Source organism: Kineothrix alysoides (genome assembly GCF_000732725.1).
Lineage (GTDB): Bacteria > Bacillota > Clostridia > Lachnospirales > Lachnospiraceae > Kineothrix > Kineothrix alysoides.
The window spans coordinates 1,304,408-1,321,689 of sequence record NZ_JPNB01000001.1 but is presented as its reverse complement, the minus strand read 5'-3'; the positions used below and the strand labels follow the sequence as shown (position 1 = coordinate 1,321,689).

The window sequence follows — 17,282 nt, the reverse complement described above, 5'->3', positions numbered from 1 at the left end:
TTTAATTTTTGTAAATAACCTTTTTGAAGCTCTTCTTGCCGCGCTTTAGGATAAGCCCTTCGCCCGTAAGCTGCTCCTTTTCAAAAACGGCCTTGATATCCGAAACCTTCTCCCCGTCTACGGTCACTCCGCCCTGCTCCACCGCACGGCGTCCCTCGGAGCGGGAGGCTACGAGACCGGAAGCCACCAGCATGGAAAGAATATCAATCTTATCTTCTTCGAAATCCTCATCCTTAAGCTCCGCTGTAGGCATATCTGCCGCGTTTCCGCTTGTGAATAAGGCTCTTGCGCTCTCTAAGGCTTTGTTCGCTTCCTCTTCTCCATGTATCATCTTCGTCAGTTCGAAAGCAAGAATTTCCTTTGCCTTATTCAGTTCACTGCCTTCCCATTTATCCATTTCGTCGATTTGTTCCAGCGGAAGAAAGGTCAGCATCCGAATACACTTCAAAACATCCGCATCGGCAACATTTCTCCAGTACTGGAAAAATTCATAAGGAGGCGTCTTGTTGGGGTCGAGCCATACGGCTCCCTTCTGCGTTTTGCCCATCTTATTGCCTTCGGAGTTGAGGAGAAGGGTAATCGTCATGGCATATGCATCCTTGCCCAGTTTACGTCTGATAAGCTCCGTTCCTCCCAGCATATTGCTCCACTGGTCATCCCCGCCGAACTGCATGTTACAGCCGTATTTCTGATATAATACATAGAAGTCGTAGCTTTGCATGATCATATAGTTAAACTCCAGGAAGCTAAGCCCCTTCTCCATACGCTGCTTGTAACATTCTGCGGTAAGCATACGATTTACGCTGAAATGCGCGCCTACTTCTCTCAGAAGCTCGATGTAGTTAAGTTCCATCAGCCAATCTGCATTGTTTACCATCATCGCTTTCCCCTCGGAAAAATCGATGAATTTACTCATCTGTACCTTGAAGCAATCACAGTTATGCTGGATGAGCTCCGGCGTCATCATCGTGCGCATATCGCTTCTTCCGGAAGGATCTCCTATCATTCCGGTTCCGCCTCCAATTAGGGCAATAGGTTTATTTCCTGCCATCTGCAGTCTCTTCATAAGACAAAGTGCCATGAAGTGACCTACATGGAGGCTGTCAGCGGTTGGGTCAAAGCCGATGTAGAAGGTGGCCTTTCCATTATTGATCAGTTCCTTAATCTCCTCTTCATCCGTAAGCTGTGCGAGAAGGCCTCTCGCCTTCAGTTCGTCAAAAATAGTCATTTTTCTTTCTCCTTTCGTTTCCAACTCTGCCTATCACGCAAAGAGTTACTGTTCACTCCGTTCTCAGTAACCGCAAAGAAACCCCGTCCTATCAATACATAGGACGAGGTCTTAAACTCGTGGTACCACCTAAATTTGCTGACAACTCGCGTTATCTGCCTCCGCAAGTACGGTTAAAATACTTTTTAACGATACTTCTCCTCCATAACGCGGGGAAACACGTCGTGGCCTACAAGAAATCTTATCGAAAGCTCTTTTCGGATTTCCTTCTGCCATGCAGCTCCCAGATGTATTCGTAAGCAATTTCCCTTGCACCTCTCATCAACCGGTGGCTTTCTGTAAGTTATCATCGCTTGCTACTTGTTCTGTTCATAGCTTTTCGTTTTTAAATTATCTGCATTGTATCTTACTTTTTTTCAATTGTCAATAGCTGAAATCAAAGCGTTTTTTATTTTTTGTCTTTCAGTTGGAGCATCCCCGAAAAAGAATGGCCCTTCGGACGAATCGTCTTCGAATCGGCAAAGAAATCCTGTGCCAGCTTTACAATGGTCGGACTGAGAGCTATCAGAGCGATCAGGTTGGGAATCGCCATCATCCCATTAAACAAGTCTGCAAGCTCCCATACGATATCCACTTCCACTACACAGCCAACAAACACAAAAATCACAAAAATTATCCGATAGAAGAAAACAGCTTTAAATCCTGCAATATATTCCAGCGCTTTTTCTGCATAGTAATACCAGGCGATTATCGTAGCGAAAGCGAACAATGCAATACCGATGGACACGATATGACCGCCTCCCGGAATAACGTTCTGAAATGCTGCAAGAGAAATGGCATTGCCCTCCATTCCCTCCTCGTGCCATAAACCACTTGTAATAATAACTAACGCCGTCACCGTACACATTACAATCGTATCGAAAAACACCTCAAAAGCCCCCCAGCATCCCTGACGGGCCGGATGGTCCGTATCGGCGCTGGCATGTGCGATGGGTGCACTTCCTAAGCCCGCTTCGTTAGTAAACACACCTCTCGCCACTCCGATGCGCGCAGCATACAGCATGGTGCTCCCTGCAAATCCGCCGATCATCGATGTTCCTGCAAACGCATCTGTCACAATCATTGCTAAGGCGGCAGGAATTTTAGCTGCATTTATAATCAGAACGACCACTGCGACAATAATATACATTCCCGCCATAAAGGGTACAAGAAATTCTGCAACGCCGGAAATTCTCTTGATTCCCCCGATAATGACAAGGCCCACCAGCGCCGCCAGCACGATTCCGGTAGCATAGGCAGGCACATGAAACATAGTGTCCATACTGCCGGATACGGCGTTAGCCTGCACCATATTTCCTACGCCGAAAGAAGCCAGTACGGCAAACGCACAAAAAGCCACGGCTGTCTTCTTCCATCCAAGAGCTTTGCTTATATAATACATAGGACCGCCTACATAACGGCCCTTTTCGTTTTTCTCACGGTAAGCTACTGCCAAGGTAGTCTCACAGAACTTCGTTACCATCCCTAATACGGCGCAGACCCACATCCAAAAAATGGCTCCGGGACCACCTACGCTGATAGCGATGGCGATTCCTACAATATTGCCCGTTCCTACTGTCGCGGCTAAAGCAGTACACACCGCCTGAAAAGGAGTAATGGTCCCGTGCTCCTCAGTTTCCTTCTTTTTGAAAATAGTTTTGAGAGTATTTCTCATCACCGTTCCGAAATGGGTAAAAATCACCCCCTTGGTACGAATCGTCAGAAAGGTGCCGGTTCCCAGCATTAATATGAGCATAGGAATGCCCCATATAATGTTGGTATTCAACCATTTTATCATGCCTAACATTTCAGTCCTCCCTGAAAACATGTTCTACTTATTTTATATCATCTATTTACCATTAAGCGCATCATTGCCTGATTGAGTCCATCCACAGTCAATTTGTACATTGGAAATAAATTTTTAATTACGGTCTCCGCTTCTCTCCACGGCGCTTCTCCGAGAGCCATCTTCGGATTCATCCATACTATTTTCTTATAGTTCTTCTTCATGAGCAACAGCCAATCCATGCCGGACAGCCCTCCGTTAGGGCCTCTGTAATTGCCGGATGTAGAGTACAGCTCTTCCGGCGCCATAGCGGCATCTCCCACGATAATTACCTTATAATCGCTGTCCAGATTGCGGAACATCCATTCCGTATCTATCCAGTCTCCATTTTGACATTCCGGTGTCTTATACAGCTTGCTGTAAATACAATTGTGAAAGTAATAGGTCTTCACATCCTTATAATGATTAGACTTATGCACCGACTGGAACAACTCGCTCAACAAGGTAGTATAGGGAATCATCGTCCCTCCCGAATCCATCAAAAGCAGCAGTTTTACTGCATTTTTTCTCGGCTTATCCATGACTATCTGCAGACATCCGCCGTTATTGCACGTTTTATGAACGGTTCCGTCGATATCCAGCTCCGTTTTCGGAATATCCAGCTTGGTGGAAAAATGTCTGAGCTTTCTAAGTGCCAATTGGAACTGTCTGTTCTCGATAACCTTATCATCGCGGAAATCTCTGTATTTTCTCGCACCGATTACCTGAAATGCCGACTGGTAGCCTGTGGTACCTCCTACCCGGACTCCGCCCACGTTTCCTCCCGTATTGCCAAAAGAGGTCTTGCCCATCGTACCGATCCAGTAGCTTCCCCCGTTATGCTCGCTGTCCTGATCCTTCAGTCGCTGCTTGAATTTTTCTTCCACGTCATCCTTGTCGATTTGAAGGTCTTCCCCCTGATTCATCCAATGCTTTTCTTCTTCATGCAAAAGTTCGCTCATTTCCGGCTTGTCCAGCCACCGGAGCATGCTCGCGGTCACTTCGTCCTCCGACCTTATTCCTTTAAAGCATTCTTCAAATGCGAGATCGAACTTGTCGTATTCCGTCTCGCTTTTTACGAGAATCATTCTGGCTATATAATAAAATTGCGTAAGGCTGCTGTTGCATAGGCCCTTATCCAGCGCCTCCTGCAAGGTCAGCCATTCGCTCAGGGTGACGTTCAGTCCCTTAGCTTTTAATGTGTCAAAGAATCTGCCAAACATATCGTTCTCCCATATGGCCGGGCTTCCGGCCTAATTCATCCGCTCCCTTACCGTCTGCAAATCCTCGTCCTTCTTTACCATAACTCCGATAAAGGGCAGTCTGCTCCTCAATGTATCCAACGGAATGCCACCTATCTGAAGGGCGTTGATCCAGTCGATGAGCTCCGAAGTACTGGGCTTTTTGCGGATGTCCTTTATGGAACGAATCCAGTAAAATACTTCCATCGCATTTTCCAGTAAATTGTCCCCGATATGAGGAAAATGAGTTTTCACGATTTCCTCCATCAGCTCCTCATCCGGAAAATCGATATAGTGAAAGATGCATCTTCTTAAAAATGCATCGGGAAGCTCCTTTTCCGCGTTGGAGGTAATGATCACAATAGGCCTTTGTCTGGCCTTGACGGTCTGCTTCGTCTCGTGGATGTAGAACTCCATCTGGTCAAGTTCCCAAAGCAAATCGTTAGGAAACTCCAAATCCGCTTTGTCGATCTCATCGATTAAGAGCACCGCCTGCTCCTCACTTTCGAAAGCTTCTCCCAGCTTGCCCAGCTTGATGTAGCGGGCGATGTCGTCCACACCCTCTTCTCCGAACTGTCCGTCATAAAGCCTCTGGATGGTATCATACACGTACAAGCCTTCCTGTGCCTTCGTGGTAGACTTAATATTCCATATGATTAATTTCTTGCCTAACGACTTAGCTACTGCCTCAGCAAGCATCGTCTTGCCAGTTCCCGGCTCTCCTTTAATGAGAAGGGGCTTTTGAAGGGCTACTGCCACGTTCACGCTGGCCATCAACTGCTCGGAAGCCACATATTCCGCCGTACCGGCAAAGCCGTTGTTCTGTCCGTTCATTTTCTACTCCCATCCTTCTGAAAAGGCGCTTTCCAGCTTCTTATCTCTAATCATCAGTTCCTTTACTGCCACATCCGCAGGTTTGCCGCTAAAGAGCACCTCGTTCACCTGCTCGATAATAGGAAGCTGGACATCGTACTTATGAGCGAGAGCTATCGCCGCTTTCGCGGAATAAACGCCTTCTACTACCATCTTCACTTCCTCCATGGCTTCCTCCATCGTATATCCCTTACCGATCAGAATGCCCGCTCTGCGGTTTCTGGAGTGCATGGAGGCACAGGTAACGATCAAATCACCGATTCCGGTCAAACCGCTGAAGGTTTCGAAACGCCCTCCCATCGCCATACCGAGTCTGGAAATTTCCGTGATTCCTCTGGTAATGAGCGCAGCCTTCGTATTATCCCCATAACCTAACCCGTCGGCGATACCGGCCGCGAGAGCTACGACATTCTTCAGCGCAGCACCCAGCTCAATGCCCAGTACGTCAGGGCTGATATACACACGGAATACCTCATTCATGAATAGATTCTGCAAATATTCCGCCGTTTCTTTTTTGTGAGCACCTACCACGATAGTAGTGGGAATTCCTCGTCCTACCTCTTCCGCATGGGAAGGGCCGGACAATACGGCTACAGTAGCCTGTGGAATCTCATCCTCGATAATCTGAGACAGCGTCATAAGGGTATTTTCCTCAATCCCCTTCGCCACATCCACGATAATTTGTCCTTCTGCTACATATTCCTTCATCATGTGGGAGGTGCTCCTCGTATAAGGGGAGGGAACCGCCAGCACGAGAACATCCTTCCCATTTATCGCAGCTCTCAGATCCGTCGTAAAGGTCATATCCTCCGGCAGCTTCACTCCCGGCAGCTTATCCTTATGCTCACGCGTTTCTTTCAGCATCTCAATTTCCTGCTCCATGATAGACCATACAGTAACCTTATGGCCGTTTTTATGCAGCAATACTGCCAGCGCCGTTCCCCAGCTTCCAGCCCCGATTATGCTTACCTCTGCCATTCCTCTTCCTCCAACATATTATTATTTTTTAAAAAGATATGTTTTTCTCTCTTCCCCTTTTATAAGACGCTTTATATTTTCCCAATGCTTATAGTATGCCATTATCGTTAAAAATAACGCAATCACATACATTTCAATCAACTCCGCCTGCGTCATGCCCTCAAACAGTCCTAATTGCCCGGATACCACGATTTGGATGATGAATGCAGCATATACCAGAAGGGAGCCTAAAGATACGTAATGAGTAAGCAGAAACGCGCCGAAAAACATAATAACACCTACCGGCAGGAAGGTAGGATGAAAGGATAAAATAAGTCCTGCCGTTGCCGCGATGCCCTTTCCTCCCTTGAAGTTCAAATAAAAAGGAAAATTATGTCCCAGTATCGCTCCCGCCGCTGCATACATTTTCAACAGATATACCATATCCGGGTGGGATTTCCCAAACAACAGAGTACAGATCACCACTGCGAAAATACATTTGATTACATCTCCCGCAAAAACAATCAGGCCCGCTTTTGTGCCAAGTACCCTTAACGTATTGGTCGTTCCTGCGTTTCCGCTGCCGTGCTTCCTTATGTCGATACCTTTCATTTTACCGTAAATATAGGCTGTCTGAAACAGTCCGAACAAATACCCGATTACTAAACATACGATTCGTTCCATTTCACTGATTTTCCTTTCTTTCTCTGATAATAAACTTTAAAGGAGTGCCTCTGAATCCGAACGCTTCCCTTATCTTGTTCTCGATATAACGAGTGTAGGAGAAGTGCATTAATTCCTTGTCGTTTACAAAAATAACAAAGGTCGGGGGCTTTACGGACACCTGAGTAATGTAATACAAGCGCAGGCGCTTTCCCTTATCCGAAGGGGGCTGCTGTAATGCTACGGCTTCTGCCATAATTTCATTCAGCACTCCGGTAGACACTCGCATGGAATGGTTCTCATTTACGATATCTATCGTCTCATAAAGCTTCGGAAGCCTCTGGCCGGTTACCGCCGAAATGAAGATGATTTCCGCATAAGACATGAAGGATAATACCTCTCTTACCTTATTCGTAAACTTATTCACCGTTTTGTTATCCTTCTCAATGGCATCCCATTTGTTTACGGCAATAATAACTGCCTTGCCTCTCTCATGGGCAATGCCCGCAATTTTGGCATCCTGCTCCGTCACGCCCTCCACCGCATCGATGACTAACACCGCAATGTCTGCCCTCTCCACAGCGCTGACCGTCCGAACGATCATATACCGCTCCAGCTCTTCCTTTATCTTATTCTTCTTTCGAAGTCCCGCAGTATCGATAAAAACATAATCTTTACCGTTATATCTTATGTCCGTGTCGATAGCATCTCTCGTCGTTCCTGCAATATCAGATACGATAACCCGGTTCTCCCCTACCAATCGATTAATAATGGAGGACTTACCCACGTTGGGCTTTCCTACGATGGCCACCTTAATGCGTTCATCCTCTTCCTCCGCCGAAACGGTCTTGTTGAAATAAGAGGTCACCACATCCAGCATATCGCCGATTCCCGTACGATTTGCCGCAGAAATCGGATGCGGATCGCCGATTCCCATATTATAGAACTCATATACATCCGCCATGTATTTTTCTACATGGTCCACCTTATTTACCACGAGCACGATAGGCTTTTTCGACTTTCTGAGCATGTCCGCAACTTTCGCGTCCGCATCCACCAGTCCTTGCTTTACGTCCACCATAAAAAGGATAACGTCCGCAGTCTCGATAGCTATTTCTGCCTGCTCTCTCATCTGAGATAATATAACGTCCTTACTGTCCGGCTCGATACCGCCCGTATCGATTAACGTAAACGACATATCCAGCCATGAGACATCCGCATATATCCTATCCCGGGTAATTCCCGGCGTATCTTTTACAATTGAAATCATTTCTCCAGCCAGCACGTTGAACAGTGTGGATTTCCCTACATTCGGCCTTCCTACTACCGCCACGATAGGCTTGGTTTTTCTTTTTCCCATTTTTATTAACCTTGCTCCTTCCAAAGTCCGGTCAAGTGCCGGACTGTAACTGCGAATCTACACCTGCCTGCAACCCGCAGGCGTTCTAACCAATGTTTAACAACGCGTCTACAAAGTCGCGTCCGCTTGATTTTACAATATCTATCTTTACTTGTAAAGCCCTTTCCAAGTCCATCACCGCCATATCATTACTCCTTTATCTACCTATTTTACTAGAATTTCCTTGACGTGTCACTACCGGAATGCTATAAAATAGGATAGGATTTATTTTATAAAAGTACAATTGGAGGTTATTATGCCTAATTTATGTGAACTTGAGTCGGCCATTCCGGTTGCCCCTTTAAAAATTATGGCAGCTGATTCTGCGATAAAGCTCGCAGACAGCGTCAACCGTTATCTCGTAGAGTTTCGCCGAAGTGTAAATAATCTTGCGAAGAACGATCCGGCATTTCAAGGATATGCCCAGGATAATTATTTGACCAGTGCAGTTTGTCCGCGCTTCGGTACCGGAGAAGGGAAAGCCGTTTTAAACGAATCGATCCGCGGAAAGGATTTATTCATCATCACTGACGTATGCAATCACAGCATTACCTATAAAATGAACAGTTATATCAATCATAAGTCCCCCGATGACCATTATCAGGACTTGAAAAGACTTATTTCTGCCGCTAACGGAAAGGCCCACCGTATTAACGTCATAATGCCCTTTCTTTACGAAGGCAGGCAGCATAAGAGAAACGGACGTGAATCCCTCGACTGTGCCTATGCTATCGAGGAATTGACCAATATGGGCGTATCCAATTTCATCACCTTCGACGCTCACGATCCACGTGTGCAAAATGCGGCGCCACTTTCCGGGTTCGACAATTTCACGCCGCCTTACCAGTTCGTAAGGGCTCTCCTGCGCACGGAAGAGGACCTCATCATCGATAAATATCATACGATCGTCATCAGTCCCGACGAGGGCGCACTCGACCGCGCCGTATATTTTGCTAACGTTTTAGGTGTGGATACCGGTATGTTCTATAAGCGCCGTGACTACTCTACCATCATAAACGGCAAGAATCCTATCGTAGCCCATGAGTTTTTAGGGGAAAATATTGACGGAAAAGACGTGATTATCATCGATGATATGATTTCCTCCGGCGGAAGCATGATCGATACCGCGAAACAGCTCAAATCCATGAACGCAAAGCGTGTATTCATCTGCTGCACCTTTGGCTTATTTACGGATGGGATGGATGCATTCGACGAGGCTTATGAAAAGTGTTATTTCGACAAAATCGTTACGACCAACCTCACCTACCAGCCTCCGGAGCTGTTAAGCAGACCTTATTACGTGGAAGCGGAAATGAGTAAGTTTTTAGCCTCCATCATCGACTTCATGAATCACGACTCCTCTATGTCCAACGTGCATACTCCTACGGATAAGATTCAAGATCTGCTTTTCAGATACAACAACCGTGAAGAATTGCCGCTGTAATGCCGCGGCTTAAAATAATAACGATAACAAGGGAGTTCCGGAAGCCATTCGTCCTATAGAACAAAAGTGTGCTTCCATTACATGAAAAAGCCTCTTTCCATAGAATGGACTATCATTAAAATCAAGTGATATTTAATGACGTATCATTTTTATGGAGCAGAGGCCTTTTTAGTTCCTTTTATCGCTTCTTATAACAGCGGAAACGTTAAGATTGCCTTAAATAAATCGCCGTCCAACTGTATTTCAAACTTTCCCTTCTGCGCTTCCGTCAGATTTTTGGCAATGGATAAACCCAGACCGCTTCCCTCCGTGCTTCTTGCCACATCTCCCCTAATGAAACGCTCGGTCAATTCGTCTGCGTTGACGTTGAGAGGCTGCGCAGAAATATTTTTAATCGCAAATTCCACATATTTCTCCCCTTCTTCGCCGGCCCGTTCCGTTATATCCATATATATTCTCGTACCCTCCAGCGCGTACTTGAAGATGTTGTTGAGCAGGTTTTCCACGACCCTCCATATCCTTCTGCTGTCCGCCTCTATATACATCGTATTACCCGGCGTATTCAGTACGGGAGTTAAGCGCTTTTGCTCAAACTTCTCCGAGAATTCTCCAATCGTCTGATTAACCAGCTCTACGAGATTGATCCTCTCCCATTCCAAGGAAATATTGCCGGATGAAATCTTAGACGCTTCTACCAAATCGTCGGTGAGCTGCTTTAATCGCTGGGATTTGGAATCCAGAACCTCTACATATCCTTGCACCTTCTCATTTTCAATATTCTCTCTCTTAATTAAGTCTACGTAATTGATGATGGAGGTAAGGGGCGTTTTAATATCGTGAGATACGTTGGTAATCAGGTCTGCCTTTAGCCGCTCGTCTTTCATGCTCGTTTCCACAGCCGTACGGATCCCCTCCCCGATGCTGTTTACCGCCTGCGCCAACACCAGATTGTCGCCATGGAGGCCCGTTTCATCCACCTTGAATTTCAAATCGCCGTCCTTTATCTTTTTGATGGCCTCTACAATTTTCTGCCTGCTCTTAGCATTGCGGTAAATGAGAATGCCAAAAGCGGTATCAGCACATAGAACTGCAACAATTCCTTTCGTTTCGAGTAGGAAAAGCAAAAGATTCACTGCCACAAATATCGCGTAAGGAACCCAGGTCTTTACGATGACCGTTCCATTGTCATATAGCTTCCAAACAAGCTTTTTGCCCCTGGCAATACCCTTGCAGGTAAGGCTTTCCGCCCAGAGATTATCTGCCTTCAGCCTGCGCACCATGCTATAATAAAATTCCGTGAACAACAGCTCACAAATCAACACTACCACGCCCGCCGTCACCTTAAACCACGTAGTGTAATAGTACTCGAAAGACATAGAGTCATAGATATATGTGAGAGCTATGATAATACCCCCTGTTAAAACGATCGTGCCAAGCACCGAAAGCTCCGTAGGGATAATATCGATTTTCTGTAATCGGATGACTACATTTCCCTCCTCATCTCTGACACGGCCTGCTACAACAGTCAAAAAGATAAACAGCACCAGATAAAGAGCGAGAGCTGTGGCTGCAAAGCCGATCAGCTGCCAGTAATAAGGTATATAGCTGGTATATCCATTCAAGCCCTGAATATATACGTCGTTTACCGGATAGTCGGTATCCACGCCGATCCACACCTTTATCGTTTCCGGATAAGCATATTCGTAGGAATTGAACACATGACGCACCGTCTCTTCCTTTACCAGCGTATCCGTAGTATATTCCATATCGGCAGGACTGAAATACATAAATCTCCCATAGCGGGAAAACTCCTGGGCCACTTCCTTTTCCGACAAACCTGAAACTTCGAGATTGGTATAAACTTCCTGACGGTCCCCAATCGTTTTGATCATATAATACCTAAGATTGGAATTCTCCAAATCATAAAAATCATTGTATGTAAAATAATTTTGATAATTGGAATTCAATTCCGAAGCTGTACTCTCCACGTAGCTGCACAAATCATAATAATCATCCCAAGTCCCGGTATAATTCTCTATATTTTTTCCTTCCACAGTCTGATAGCGGTTAACCAGAACAGTGGCATTTGTATCGTCTCTGTAAAAGTTCTCACTATCCTCCAGCCCGTTTGCCGATACGCTGTACACCTCCGTGCTCTCTTCAATATCCGAGTTAAAAGGAGTGCTGATATTTCCCTGAAGGTTCCCAAGACTGTAGTTAATCTTGGTATAGGTAGTCATGCGGTTTAAGAACTCATCCACCTGCTCTCCGCTCATCCATTGCTCTTCGTGCTCAAAGCCGTACTGCGCCCATTTAATTAAATCTTCCAAACGATACTTCGCCGTCACATACCGGCTCGGCACCCCCTCAAAGCGATAGTAGAATGTAGCTACGTCTATTTCTTTATCACCGTTGAACCTGCCATCCGTCTCCATTTGGCTTCTGATCGCACCTATGCGGGCTACGTCCGCAATGCCTCTGCCGAATATATAATTGAATAAAAAGGAATCCTCATACAACTTTCCCTTTTCATCCGCATCCATGCTATAGCTATAGTTGCCATCCACACCCTTTATCATTACGCTTGAGCCCGTCACCACCAGCAAAACAGCTATCGCCGCAAAAACGATTAACATATGCTGGAGTATGTGTAAAAATCCTCCAAGCTTCTTCCCTGGTACCTTTTTTTTCATCCTTGCCTCCTGCTCCTTTCCATATCCGGCGTTACAGATCAGCCTTTGGCTAAACTGTAACAAGTATGCACACAAAATGCGATAAAACTACACAAAATTATTGTTTTTCGATTTTGTAGCCTACGCCCCAGACTACCTTTAAATAGCGTGGCTCCTTCGGATTGATTTCTATTTTTTCCCTGATGTGTCTTATATGAACGGCTACCGTATTGTCGGCACCGATGGCTTCCTCATTCCATATGCTTTCATAAATCTGATCAATAGAAAACACCCTCCCCTGATTTTTCACCAAAAGCAGCAAAATATTGTATTCTATCGGCGTCAGCTTCACACTATCTCCATCCACGGTCACCTCTTTTGTGTCATCATTAATACATAGACCGCCTACACTGAATAACTCGTTATTTTCTCTATTTAGATTCCCTAAAGTCGTATAGCGGCGCAGATTAGACTTCACCCTTGCTACCAGTTCCAGCGGATTAAATGGTTTCGTCACATAATCGTCCGCCCCGATATTGAGTCCCAGAATTTTATCCGAATCCTCCGATTTGGCCGATAAAATGATAATAGGTATACTGCTGTATTCTCTTATTTTCAAAGTCGCATGAATTCCATCCAGCTTGGGCATCATAATATCGATAATAAGCAAATGCACATTATTCTCTTTCAGAACCTTGATCGCCTGCTCCCCATCATATGCCTTCAGCACATGATAACCCTCCTGCATAAGATAAATTTCAATTGCATCCACAATCGCTTTATCGTCGTCGCACACTAATACATTCGCCATAGTAAAATCCTCTCTCCGTTCTTCATCTAACCATATATTTTTTAAGGGACATATAGGAAATTATTTAAGATTTTCTTAAGTCGGGCACAAGCTTAAAAAAGCCCCCAGATTCCCTCTTTTCCCCTTACTGGCCCTATGGGAAAAAAGATAATCCGAATTACAGCAGGTGCATATATCCGTAACCGATATCTTCTGTTTCGGAACCCCTGCCTGCGCCAGCACGTAAAAATTTGCCTTCCACAAATCGAGCAGATACTTCCCATTTTCCTTCTTAGCCAAAATATCAGTTAACGATTCACCTTCAAAAGCCGCAGCAAACTGCTCCGCCACATCGCCATCCACCTCATAGCACTTACCGCAAATAGACGGCCCGATCGCCGCCGTCACATCCTTAGATTCCGTTCCGAACTCCCGTCTCATCTCCTCAAGAGTACGCCCCCCCATCCTATTCACAGTCCCCTTCCACCCCGAGTGGGAAAGTCCAATTGCTTTATGAACCGTATCCACAAAAAACAGCGGCACACAATCCGCATAAAAAGTAGACAGCACAATTCCCGGCTCATCCGTAATCAGACCATCCACATCCGCATAATCCTTCTCCCGCACAAGCCCCTTTCCCCTATCCTTCGCCGTCACCCTCCTAACGTTAGTCGTATGAGTCTGATCCGAAAAAACAAAATCCTCCGCCCTTCTTCCCAGTATTCTGGCTACCCTGGCAAAGTTCTCATCCACAGCATCCTTCTCATCGCCCCTCGTATAGCTCAAATTCATCGAAGCAAACATCCCCTCGCTAACTCCCCCTACCCTGGTAGAAAACAAATGCCTCACAATCCCCGTCTCCTCAATCCCCGGAAACGTCAAATACTCCACTTCCCCAAACCAATTCCTCCTGACAACCTCCCCGCCGCCAACTCTCTTAATCTCCATATCCTGTACTCTCCATCTCTCAAACTATCACCGTACTTCTAATTCTATTTACTATATTCATTCTATCACTTTACACTTACTTGCATAATCCATCTACTCTTATATCCTCTTACTGTTCACTCCGTTCTCAGCAACACATAATTTCTGCAGCGCAAAAAATCGCATGTAAATTCGCTCTGCAAAGCTGAAATCATCTCTTGAATCACGTTCTTACATAGCTTAGCAACAAGCATTAAGCTATTATGTGAACAGTAACCTCTTACTTCTATATCTGCCCCACATTCCATCCCCCACCACAGCACTTTCGTGTGTAAACTCATAACGTAGCAGGAGCCTTTCTTCGGCAGCTTTGGGTTCTGTTCCGTTAAGCGCACGGCTCAGATTTTCTTAATGAAGCCCGAAACACCCAGGGCAAACGCCGCAAGGACGCGGCGTTTAGGCAGCACAGTGCACGGATGCACTTTGCTGCCGCCCCGTCCGTCACCACAACCCAAACAGGCTTCATTTAGAAAATCCGAGCCGTACGCGCAGGAACAGAACCCAAAGGCTGCCGAAGAAAAGCTCTCACAACCTCCCTCTTTACCACAAACCCTTACACCTACCACCTATAAACATGCGAAAAAGCATCCTTATACCACCTTATACTAATTTCTTCCCCGCCGCTTATCCCAATCACATCATACCTCACCGGTTCGTCCTCCGGGTAACGATGTATAAACCGATAATAATCCGCTGTCCTGCAAATCTTGCGCTGTTTTGCAGCTCCGACCGCTTCTTCCGGCATACCCTTTTGTTCTGTAGCCCTGTATTTTACCTCCACAAACACAAGAAATTCTCCATCGCGCCCGACAATATCGATTTCCCCGTCCCTGCTTCTAAAGTTCTTCTCCAAAACCTTAAACCCTTGCTCCTCTAAATACCTGCCTGCGAGCATCTCATACTGAGTTCCCACTCCCCTATTATTCAATATCCATCTCCTATCGCGATCTATCCTTATCCATCTTCCCTTTAATCTTATCCATAGCATCCACGAATACAAGAATCTCCGCCACAACTTCATACAGCTCCGTCGGTATCATATCTCCAATTTCCAATCTGGACAAGGTATCTGCCAGCTTGCCGTCCTTATGAATCGGAATATCGGCATCCTTTGCCCGTTCAACAATCCTCTCCGCCAGCTCTCCCTGACCACCCGCAATAATCCGCGGCGCTTCATCGTCCGGGTCGTAGGCCAACGCGATAGCCCGCTTTGGCTTTTCCTTTCCTTTTTCGTACGGCTTCATATTTATAACCATGCTCCTTTCAAAGTCTGAAGACCTCGTGCGGGTATGCCCCACGCCTTATCTCTCCTAAGCTCTTACATCAAAAGAATACTGTGCTAAAATATTTTCCCGCTTTTCCTGAGCGCTCATAGTTTCCATCACATCCATTCCCTTTTCCTCTTCCTTGCTCATTACCATTTCCACATTCATGGTATAACCCCTCTCCGAAAGCCTCTCATTCAAAATATGAATATGGTCTGCAATAAAGTCTATCGTTTGCTCATCTTTTAAATAAAATTTTGTACTGACATTCTTCTCTTTCATCTTCACATAAATATCCATCGTTCCCAGATGCTGCATATCCAGATGTAAAAGCGCACTGACGCTTTCATCCTCCTTAGGAGCATTTCGCCTATTGGTATAGACGTACAAATCTCCATGGGCATTTCCCCCGCTCATCTTCAACGGAAGCTGGATATAATTGAACGCCTGATTAAGCTGATTCATAAATTCTATATTGCTCTGCATGGTCGAAAGGTTCTTTGCCAACGGTATATCCTTCGAAATCTGACCGAGGGCCTCCGTAAGCCGCGCTGACTGTTCTCTAAGCTTTCCGTAAAAGTCCTCCACAGTGTTTTTCTGCCCCACATCCGACGGCTTAAGCAGCCATTGCTGCAAGACCTCGTTGTTAAGCAGTTGATTGTACACCCTGCTTCCGAATAAATTGATAACACTCTCCCGACTCACCGCTTCTGCGTTTACCGTCAGCATCGTATTTATGTCCTGCAGCAACTGCTTTACCGGCATGCTGCCATCTGCAACCTGCGAAAGCTGTTGTTTCGAAAAACCTATTCCCTCCAATAAGTTGAACAGTGTATTTCTTGCATCTTGGTTCAGTACCTCAAAAAGCGGCGTGTAGTTCTGCAAATTACCGCCTTGTGCTGAGACACGCTCTTGAGAAGCCATGGTATCCGCTCCCTTACCTACAGCCGTGCCATCCGCATTTACCGCTTTTGCATCGCCTTCTCCATCTATTATTCGAATGATGGATTCCGTCATCCTGCCTTCTGCCTGATTCTGTGCGGCATTCAGTACGCTTTCCTTTCCTGCGGCTTGTGCCTCCTCCTGCATACCTCCTGCCGGTCTGCCTGCATCGGCAAATATTACCTTACCGGCTTCATTATTTTGCACCGCATTTTGCATTGCATTTTGTGTTTCCCCTTGCATGGAAGACTCTGCAAATAGCTGCAATACCTGCTTATAAAAATTAACAGCCCCCTCGGCCTGTCCCTGCGCCACCATCGTCTGAAAAGCCGATGGCAGCTCCGACAAGAATTCCGTTACGCTGCTTACTATCTGATGTCTGTAGTTCTGATAATTTTCAAACTGTTCTATATTCTCCGGTGTCACGGGAAGATACAAGCTTCGAAGTCCCACAATCGTCTCGGGGTTAACTCCCGAATGAGCGGATATCAACTTTCCCATGTCTAAGAGCGCATTTTTATCAATGGACATTCCCTGTTCCATCATGGAAGAAACCATGCGCATTAATTCATCTGTCAAGGGCAGTTTGGCGGCCTCCAGCGCTTTAAGTACATTGGGATTCTGGGATAAATTCTCATAAAGCGGCCTTAACGCTAACTGTTGACCGGACTGGTTCTTCACCTCGAAGGTCACGTTCTGGCCTACCGCAAGGCTGATGTCCTTATCCAGTCTCGCGGTGATGATTACATCCTTATCCACCCGAATCTGCACCTCATTGCCATTTCTGTTTACGATTTCCCCTTGAATCGTCTGGCCCGGCGACAGATTCTTGATTACCTGCTGGGTCTGGTAATTTCCCGAAGCGGTCACGCTTATCGGAGCTCTCACCGAACCCGAACGGCTGCCAGAGCCTTTGTTTCCATATTGGGGTTGAAATAAACCGGCTAAGTTCAAAGC

Annotated in this window: 14 protein-coding genes and 1 other annotated feature; of the genes, 1 reads left to right on the top strand and 13 read right to left on the bottom strand. The window is 46.0% G+C overall.

Annotated features, from left to right (window positions below):
- Position 1: 1 nt before the first annotated feature.
- The 7 genes from tyrS to der all read right to left on the bottom strand — a co-directional run bounded on the left by tyrS (position 2) and on the right by der (position 8,186).
- On the bottom strand, positions 2-1,228 hold the full coding sequence (gene tyrS, locus CC90_RS0106235) for a tyrosine--tRNA ligase (protein WP_031389936.1): 1,227 nt from the start codon (positions 1,226-1,228) through the stop codon (positions 2-4).
- A 96-nt stretch (positions 1,229-1,324) separates the two neighbouring features.
- Positions 1,325-1,610, bottom strand: a binding site (T-box leader).
- 66 nt (positions 1,611-1,676) lie between these two features.
- A complete protein-coding gene (locus tag CC90_RS0106230; RefSeq protein ID WP_035315202.1) occupies positions 1,677-3,074 on the bottom strand; it encodes an alanine/glycine:cation symporter family protein in 1,398 nt (465 codons plus the stop codon).
- A gap of 38 nt (positions 3,075-3,112) precedes the next feature.
- Complete coding sequence (locus CC90_RS0106225; RefSeq protein WP_031389934.1) at positions 3,113-4,315, bottom strand: VWA containing CoxE family protein; 1,203 nt, start codon at positions 4,313-4,315, stop codon at positions 3,113-3,115.
- A 30-nt stretch (positions 4,316-4,345) separates the two neighbouring features.
- Complete coding sequence (locus tag CC90_RS0106220; protein WP_031389933.1) at positions 4,346-5,167, bottom strand: AAA family ATPase; 822 nt, start codon at positions 5,165-5,167, stop codon at positions 4,346-4,348.
- 3 nt (positions 5,168-5,170) lie between these two features.
- On the bottom strand, positions 5,171-6,184 hold the full coding sequence (locus CC90_RS0106215; protein ID WP_031389932.1) for an NAD(P)H-dependent glycerol-3-phosphate dehydrogenase: 1,014 nt from the start codon (positions 6,182-6,184) through the stop codon (positions 5,171-5,173).
- 21 nt (positions 6,185-6,205) lie between these two features.
- Complete coding sequence (gene plsY / locus CC90_RS0106210; protein ID WP_031389931.1) at positions 6,206-6,847, bottom strand: glycerol-3-phosphate 1-O-acyltransferase PlsY; 642 nt, start codon at positions 6,845-6,847, stop codon at positions 6,206-6,208.
- 1 nt (position 6,848) lies between these two features.
- A complete protein-coding gene (gene der, locus CC90_RS0106205) occupies positions 6,849-8,186 on the bottom strand; it encodes a ribosome biogenesis GTPase Der (protein WP_031389930.1) in 1,338 nt (445 codons plus the stop codon).
- 295 nt (positions 8,187-8,481) lie between these two features.
- Between der and CC90_RS0106195 the strand changes: the two genes are divergently transcribed.
- A complete protein-coding gene (locus tag CC90_RS0106195) occupies positions 8,482-9,669 on the top strand; it encodes a ribose-phosphate pyrophosphokinase (RefSeq protein ID WP_031389929.1) in 1,188 nt (395 codons plus the stop codon).
- Between the two features lie 188 nt (positions 9,670-9,857).
- On the opposite strand, the gene CC90_RS22965 is transcribed toward CC90_RS0106195, so the two are convergent.
- The 6 genes from CC90_RS22965 to fliK all read right to left on the bottom strand — a co-directional run bounded on the left by CC90_RS22965 (position 9,858) and on the right by fliK (position 17,279).
- Complete coding sequence (locus CC90_RS22965) at positions 9,858-12,362, bottom strand: HAMP domain-containing sensor histidine kinase (RefSeq protein ID WP_051869306.1); 2,505 nt, start codon at positions 12,360-12,362, stop codon at positions 9,858-9,860.
- A gap of 97 nt (positions 12,363-12,459) precedes the next feature.
- Positions 12,460-13,152 carry a response regulator transcription factor gene (locus CC90_RS0106185; protein ID WP_031389927.1) on the bottom strand — a complete coding sequence of 231 codons (693 nt, stop codon included), beginning with the start codon at positions 13,150-13,152 and terminating at the stop codon, positions 12,460-12,462.
- A 75-nt stretch (positions 13,153-13,227) separates the two neighbouring features.
- Positions 13,228-14,079, bottom strand: coding sequence for a peptidoglycan editing factor PgeF (pgeF, locus tag CC90_RS0106180; protein WP_031389926.1), 852 nt, complete (start codon positions 14,077-14,079; stop codon positions 13,228-13,230).
- 598 nt (positions 14,080-14,677) lie between these two features.
- Positions 14,678-15,046, bottom strand: a complete 369-nt coding sequence (locus CC90_RS22165; RefSeq protein ID WP_031389925.1) for a YraN family protein — start codon at positions 15,044-15,046, stop codon at positions 14,678-14,680.
- A gap of 10 nt (positions 15,047-15,056) precedes the next feature.
- Positions 15,057-15,362 (bottom strand): EscU/YscU/HrcU family type III secretion system export apparatus switch protein, encoded by a 306-nt coding sequence (locus CC90_RS0106165; protein WP_242843252.1) that lies wholly within the window; start codon positions 15,360-15,362, stop codon positions 15,057-15,059.
- Between the two features lie 66 nt (positions 15,363-15,428).
- On the bottom strand, positions 15,429-17,279 hold the full coding sequence (gene fliK, locus CC90_RS0106160; RefSeq protein WP_031389923.1) for a flagellar hook-length control protein FliK: 1,851 nt from the start codon (positions 17,277-17,279) through the stop codon (positions 15,429-15,431).
- Between the last annotated feature and the right edge of the window lie 3 nt (positions 17,280-17,282).